Annotated in this window: 7 protein-coding genes and 1 pseudogene; 3 read left to right on the top strand and 5 right to left on the bottom strand. The window is 68.5% G+C overall.

What is annotated here, in order from left to right:
• A partial coding sequence (locus tag E2651_RS39725; protein ID WP_209446368.1) for an RICIN domain-containing protein occupies positions 1-541 on the top strand: 541 nt, incomplete at its 5' end.
• Positions 542-647: 106 nt separating this feature from the next.
• Here the strand turns inward: E2651_RS39725 and E2651_RS39720 are convergent.
• A complete protein-coding gene (locus E2651_RS39720) occupies positions 648-1,208 on the bottom strand; it encodes an RICIN domain-containing protein (RefSeq protein WP_167829036.1) in 561 nt (186 codons plus the stop codon).
• 136 nt (positions 1,209-1,344) lie between these two features.
• On the opposite strand from E2651_RS39720, the gene E2651_RS39715 reads away from it, so the two are divergent.
• Complete coding sequence (locus tag E2651_RS39715) at positions 1,345-1,869, top strand: DUF3515 domain-containing protein (RefSeq protein WP_135336140.1); 525 nt, start codon at positions 1,345-1,347, stop codon at positions 1,867-1,869.
• Between the two features lie 328 nt (positions 1,870-2,197).
• Here E2651_RS39715 and E2651_RS39710 read toward each other — a convergent pair whose 3' ends face one another.
• A complete protein-coding gene (locus E2651_RS39710) occupies positions 2,198-2,482 on the bottom strand; it encodes a LuxR C-terminal-related transcriptional regulator (protein WP_245239506.1) in 285 nt (94 codons plus the stop codon).
• A 468-nt stretch (positions 2,483-2,950) separates the two neighbouring features.
• Positions 2,951-3,367 (bottom strand): sulfatase-like hydrolase/transferase, encoded by a 417-nt coding sequence (locus E2651_RS39705; protein ID WP_280922829.1) that lies wholly within the window; start codon positions 3,365-3,367, stop codon positions 2,951-2,953.
• Between the two features lie 452 nt (positions 3,368-3,819).
• On the opposite strand from E2651_RS39705, the gene E2651_RS45765 reads away from it, so the two are divergent.
• Positions 3,820-4,053, top strand: a complete 234-nt coding sequence (locus E2651_RS45765) for a hypothetical protein (RefSeq protein ID WP_245239507.1) — start codon at positions 3,820-3,822, stop codon at positions 4,051-4,053.
• On the opposite strand, the pseudogene E2651_RS45760 reads toward E2651_RS45765, so the two are convergent.
• Both E2651_RS45760 and E2651_RS39690 read right to left on the bottom strand, forming a co-directional pair.
• Positions 3,965-4,507: pseudogene (locus E2651_RS45760) on the bottom strand (hypothetical protein). The gene E2651_RS45765 and the pseudogene E2651_RS45760 overlap by 89 nt on opposite strands.
• A gap of 119 nt (positions 4,508-4,626) precedes the next feature.
• On the bottom strand, positions 4,627-6,522 hold the full coding sequence (locus E2651_RS39690; RefSeq protein WP_135336138.1) for a protein kinase: 1,896 nt from the start codon (positions 6,520-6,522) through the stop codon (positions 4,627-4,629).
• Between the last annotated feature and the right edge of the window lie 13 nt (positions 6,523-6,535).

Genomic DNA, 6,535 nt, shown 5'->3' with positions numbered 1-6,535 from the left:
GCCCCTCACCGGTAAAGGACCCCGCATGATCCGCCCCCTCAAGGCCGTAGTGCTCATCGCCGCCACCACCGCCCTGATCGCCCCCACCGCCGCGCAGGCTTCCCCCGACGGAGCACGCGGCAACCACAAGAACGTCCGGCTCGAAAAGGTCGCCGCGAAGGACAAGGCGGCCTGCTTCACCATGAGCGGCAAGACCGGCAAGGGCGCCACCCTGCGCCAGGCGAAGTGCTCCAAGAACTCCACGCAGCGCTGGGACATCGAAGGCGTCCTGATCGGCAAGCCCTCCGACTCCTACTACCTCATCATCAACCGCAAGTCCGGCAAATGCCTGCACTCGGGCAGCAAGAAGTCCGGATCGGCCATCACCCAGCAGAAGTGCTACGCGGGCAACGACAAGGAGCTGTGGAACCTCAACAACATGAGGATCACCAACTTCTGGTCCAAAAAGTCCATCCTGAGCCCGAACAACAAGAGCGGAACCAAGCTCAAGCTCGGCAAGAAGGGCGGCAGCGTCAAGGACGAACGCTGGGGCCTGTCCTGACCCGCTCCCGCACATGGGGCAGGGCCCTGCCCCATGCGGTGCGGGCCCTGCCCCATGCGGTGCGGGCCCTGCCCCATGCGGTGCGGGCCCTGCCCCATGCGGGCTGTTACAGCGCGGTCGGGTCGTTCTTCTTCCAGATCAGCGAAAACGCCTGCTTCTTCAGCTTCACCGTCTTGTTCGAGTACTTCATCAGCGTGATCTTCGAGCCCTTCTTGTCCGACTGCGCCGACATCACCAGCCTGCCCGAGCCGTAGGAAGTGATCCGCCGGTCATACAGCGTCCACCACTGCGCCTTCGACTTCTTGTTGCACCCGTACTGACGCACCGACGCACCCGACTTCTTCGACGTCGGCGCCAGGCACTTGCCCGACTTACGGTTCTGGATCCCATAGCGCGGGCGCTCGGCCGGCTTGTTCGCATTGAGCCAGTACAGGTTCCAACGCTGCGTCGTGGACTTCTTGTTGCAGCCCCGCAGCTTCACCGCCGCCTTGGACTTCTTCGAGTTGTCCATCGAGAAACACAGGCCGGTCTTGCCGTACACCTTGGTAAGACCTGTGTTCTTGTACGGGTCCTTGCCCGCGGGCGCCGCCCCCACCGGCGCGGCCACGCCCCCCAGCACCGCCACCGCGGCACCGGACACCACCACAGCCTTCATCGTCCTCAACACCGCAGGTCCCCTCCCACCACGCGCTCGCGGCCCCTGCGGCCCGAGCCCGCCCGAGCCTACGCACGACGATCACCAGGCGGTATTGGCCCTAGGGGCAGCGCACTTGAGGGCAATACCCGCCTCCTACAGTTCCCTCATGCCCAAGCACTCCCGCACCCTGCCCATCCTCGCCAGCGTCCTGACCCTGGCCGGCGCCGCCCTGCTGGCCATCCAGTTCCTGCCCGCCGACGCACCATCGGCCGAAGGCGCCCCCCAGGCCAAAAGCGCCATCTGCCGCGACCTGGCCGAGGGCTACCCCGACAAGATCGGCGGACACGAGAAAACCGCCACCTCCCCCGGCGCCGCCGTCTACGGCGACAACGTGATCACCCTGCGCTGCGGACTGCCCGAGATGCTGCCCACCACCGACATGTGCGTCACCGTCAACGGCGTGGACTGGGTACTGAAAAACAGCGGACAGGGCGAGGGCGACAAGACCATCACCACCTTCGGACGCAAGCCGGCCGCCGAAGCCGTCATCGACCCCGAAGTGCCCTCCGACGTCGCCCTGGTCGAGCTCGCCGCAGCGGTGAAGAACCTCCCCCGCAACGGCCACAAGTGCATCGACCAGGACGACGCCGCACGCCCCAGCCCGACCGGCAGCACGCACCACACCCCCTGACAGCACGAAGGCCCGCACCCGGTCAGGGTGCGGGCCTTCGTCTACGGGGACGCCCTGCGGGCCTCCTCCACGCCCCCCAGTTCCTCGAACAGGCGGGTGGAGACAACCTGAAGGCGTCTCCCTCGTCTCTCACCCCAGAGACGCTATCCGCGCCTCCCAGGCTCCCCAGCGCCGTCACCACGGACGCCGAGATGATCACGCCGAGTACCACGGCTGCGGTGATCTCCCAGGGCCCTGCATGGCCCCGGAACGCCGCCTTCTTTCCATTCGTGACCCAAGGGCACCATCAACCACCCCCGGCCCGGGGAGGGTTCAAGCAATCCGCGACTCAGGACGCGACGTGTGCGTGGCTGCGCTGCAAGGGGATCGCCTCCCTCTCCCCGCAGTTGCGCACACATCGCGCGTCTTCACACAGCACGTGGTGCAGCAGCACGGAGACCACCGCGGCCTCCAGCCGCGAAGGCAACCGCAGCTTGTCCAGAACACGGGCGGTATGCGCTTTGACGGTGCGCTCGGCGATCCCGAGGGCCTTGGCGAGCTCGCGATTGTTCTTGCCCGTACCGAGCAACAGCAGGACCTGGCGCTCCCGGTCGGTGAGGAGTCCCAGTTCCACGGTGTCCGCGATCGGATCGCGGCCCGGATGCTGGTACGTGCACCTAGTACTTGGGTCCTCTTTCCGCGATGGCCTTTTCGGCATGTTTCCCCCATGATGCGAGGCCGCCCGGACCGGCACGCCAGGCCGGGCGACCAGCGTGCGATTTCAGAGAACGAACAGCGAACAACCCACAAGGCACATATGCCGCAGGCAAGTTGAAGACAGGAAAGGCCCGACAGGAACAGTCATCAAGAGCTGTCTTCCCGGCCTCGCAAGTCCCAGCAGAGCCCCGTGCCCTGGGTGTGGCGAAACCAGCACTCAACCTAGTCCATGTACCTGACACCCACACAGGGCTTAACGAAACCGGCACACCCCCCACCCCTTCTGAACTGCCCGAACGTGCCATGCACCTTGAGGCAGCGCACCACAGGGCAGTACCCGAACATCCAATACCCAACCCCCGTCCCGCTCCCTAGCGTTGGCGACTCAACTGCGCCACAAGGGAGCACACGTGAACACCCAGCGCATCCGCATCACCGCCGGGTGGTTGTCGTACACCAGGTCCGGATACCACTGGCTGGTGTCGCCGCCCAGGAAGCCGTAGAACCGCTCGAAGCCCCGCCCCAGTGGCCACCGGTCGTACGGCCCTGCGGCCGACTCCTGCTCCGAGGGCATCAGGTGCCACTTGCCGATCATGTACGTGTTGTAGCCGTGCTGGAGCAGCATCTCGGAGAGCATCCCGTTCTCGAACGGGATCTGGCCGTTGTAGCCGGGATATCCGCTGGCCAGCTCGGTGATCGACGCCATGCCGTTGGCGTGGTGGTTGCGGCCGGTCACGACGCACGAGCGCGACGGCGAGCACAGCGCGGTGGTGTGGTTCGGCGAGCCCGGCACCGCCCGCACGGGTCCGGTACCCCGGACTCGAACCCGAGCTCCACCGGAAGGCGGCAAGGTGGCTGATCGAGACGGGTCTGTTCGCCGAGGCCCTGCCGCACGCCGCAGAGGCGGGGGACTGGGAGTACACGGCGAGCCAGTTCATCGAGGAGCTGGCCGTCGGGCAGCTGCTCACCGGACTGGACGCCGAACGCCTCGACCGGCTCTTCTCCCGGATGCCCGCGGACACGCCCGGTCCCGCCGCGGATCTGGTGCGTACCGCTCGTCAGCTCACCCGCCACGATGTCGACCGCGGGCTCGAACACCTGCGGCGCGCACAGGAAGTCCTTCACGACGGCGGGCACCCGTCCGCGGCCCTGCGGCTCAACTGTGCTCTGTTACGTGTGCTCGCGGCCCGGATGTCCGGCTCGGCCGATCTTGCCGACGCCGGCGCGACGGATGTGGACGAGGCGGAGCGGGCCATCCCCGCCGAGCGCCCGGAGCCGCACCCCGAGCTCCGCCAATACGAGATCCGTGTCGACGGGCGGATGTACCGGACGATGACCGCGGCGTTCCCGGAGCTGGACAGCTTCGCCATGGTGGAGCAGACCGTGCTGTTCGGCCAGGTCATCGACGAGGCACAGCTCTACGGCCTGCTGACGCGCTGCCAGTCGCTCGGATTGCACGTGGTGGAGATGCGCCGTCTCCCCGAGTGATCCGACAGGCGCACGGTCCCCGTGAGTCCGTGGGACCCCCCGGCTTGACCACGCACAGTGCCCAGATGACGAACGCGTACAGGGCGATCAGCGTGATCGACCAGACGGGGTAGTACGGGATGGAGAGGAAGTTGGCGATCACCGCAGTGCCGCGATGCCCACTCCGAGGACCCTCGCCCAGGTGGCCGTGGCGAACGGGCCGAGGCTCACGATCACGGCGACCGCGCCGAGCGCCAGCTGGATCCAGCCCCAGCTGGATCCAGCCCCAGCTGGTCAGGTCGAACTTGAATACGTAGTTGGGGGTGCTGACGAAGACATCGTCCTCGGCGATCGCCATGACGCCCCGGAAGAGGTCGAGGATGCCGGCGATGAACAGCATGACGGCGGCGAACATCGTCAGGCCGGTGGCGGTGGCCCGCACACCTGGTGATCGCTGGTGGGTGGTGGTGGTCATTGCCGGGCCTCCGTTCAGCCTGCGGCTGCGGACGGGAGCCGCTAGTGATCGAGTTTCCACCCGGTCGGCCGGTCGGCCGGTCGGTCGCCACCCGTGGAGGGTGATGCGTGATCCGGGGGCTACGACCTGTTCCAGCGCTGGGAAGCCTTGCCGGACGCGCATGTGGTCGTCGCGACGCCGCCGCCGTAGGCGAGGTCGAGGCAGCCGCCATTGGAGGAGCTCTTCAACGTGCCGCCCGAGCCCCAGCGCCAGAGGCGTGCGGCGCCCTGGGTGCAGTCGCCGACGAAGACGGCCTGGCCGAGCATGTTGGCGACCAGGCAGGCGCCGGACTGTCTGTTGACGACCTTGAAGCTGTTGTTCTCCGCGCTCACCGTTTTCCACGAGGCGCTCGGGTCGCTGCACTTGCCGTCGTCCGCGGCTCCGTAGACCTGGGTCAGGCACACACCGGTGTCGGCGTTCTTCAGCCGGAACGGGCCGCTCGACGAGGGAGGGTGCGGCGCGGGGGTCTCGCCATCGGATCCATCGGACCCATCGGATCCATCGGACCCATCGGATCCAGCGGATGCGTCCCCGCCGGATGAGCCCGTGCTCGACGAACCGCCGTCCGCCGTACCGGAATCCGCGGCGTCTTCCGCGTCTTCCGCGTCTCCCTTTCCTCCCGACGGCTTCTGCGCGCCGGCTCCCGATGAGCCGCCCGTTGAGCCGTCCGGCGGCGGATCGCCCTTCCCGTCCGGCTTCTCGGGGTTCTTGTCGTCCGGCTTCTTCGACGCCGGTGAGGCCGAGGAGTTCGCGTCCGGGGACTGCGCGGGGTCGGCCGGGGCCGAGGCGGACGGGGGCGCGCCCGCCGCTTGGTCCGGGTCCGTCACGTACGGCAGGTTCTGGAGGGCGAGTGTCGTGCCGACGGCGACCAGGACCACGGGTACGGCGGCCAGCACGATGCGGGTGCGGCGGCGCTCGCGGCGGGGTGCCCGGGCTTCGGGGGTCGTCGTGCCGGGAGGCGTCGTGCCGGGAGGCGTCGTGTCCTCGGCCGGCGTCGGATCCGTACCGGGCAGGGCTTCCTCGATGCCCGTCGGCACGTTCGCCGCGAAGGCGGCCCGTGCGGTCAGGAGGTCGGTGACGGGGGTCGGCCAGTCGCCGGGGGCCGACGGGCCCTGCTGTGCTGCCAGTTCGAGCAGTTCGGGGGCGGTCGGGCGGCCCTCCGGGTCCTTGTCCAGGCAGGACGCGACGATCTCGGCGAGTCCGGCGTCGAGTTCGCGGACCGGCGCCAGGTCGGGGGCGTCGTGGACGATGCGGTAGAGCGGGCTGCCTTCGGTGCCGTCCTTGAACGGCCAGCGGCCGCTCGCCGCGTAGGCGACGAGGAGGCCCAGCGTGAACACGTCGGACGCGCTGGTCAACCGCCTTGAGCCCGACGCCTGTTCGGGCGACATATACGAGGGCGTACCGACGATCAGGCCGGTCTGGGTCAGCTGGCTCTGCTCGGCGGCGCGGGCGATCCCGAAGTCGATGAGGGTGACGCCGTCGAGGGTCAGCATGACGTTCGACGGCTTGAGGTCCCGGTGGATCATGTTCCGGGCGTGCACCGGCTTCAGGCCTTCGGCCACCTCCCTGAGGAGCAGCCATAGGGCGTCGGCCGGTAGCGGGCCGCCGCCAGGCGGTTCGACGGCCTCGGACAAGGTGATTCCGGGGACGTACGCGGTGGCGAACCATGGCGGTTCGGCGGTGCGGTCGCTTGCCAGAAGCGGCGCGGTGGCCTCGGGCGGCAGCTTCGCGAGGTTGTCCATCTCCTGTCCGAAGCGGCGCAGGAACCCCTGGTCCTCGGCGACGACGGACGCCAGCATCTGCTTGACGGCGGCGTACCGCCCGTCCTTGACGCCGAGGTACACCCGCCCCATGCCGCCGGTCCCGAGGCGGCCCACCAGCGGGATCGTCCCGATGCTCCTCGGGTCCTGTGCGCGCAGTGGCTCGGCGCCGCTGCCCGTGAGGTCGAACCCGTCTTCCCCGCCTGCCCCGTTCACGCTCTCCCCGTTG

The sequence above is a fragment of the Streptomyces sp. MZ04 genome (assembly GCF_004684775.1).
Classification (GTDB): domain Bacteria; phylum Actinomycetota; class Actinomycetes; order Streptomycetales; family Streptomycetaceae; genus Streptomyces.
The sequence above is the reverse complement of the archived record's forward strand: the minus strand, read 5'-3'. Positions and strand labels throughout refer to the sequence as shown.

Coding starts and splice junctions, on each gene's coding strand:
- E2651_RS39715 (WP_135336140.1), top strand. CDS start 1,345: ATGCCCAAGCACTCCCGCACCCTGCCCATCCTCGCCAGCGTCCTGACC.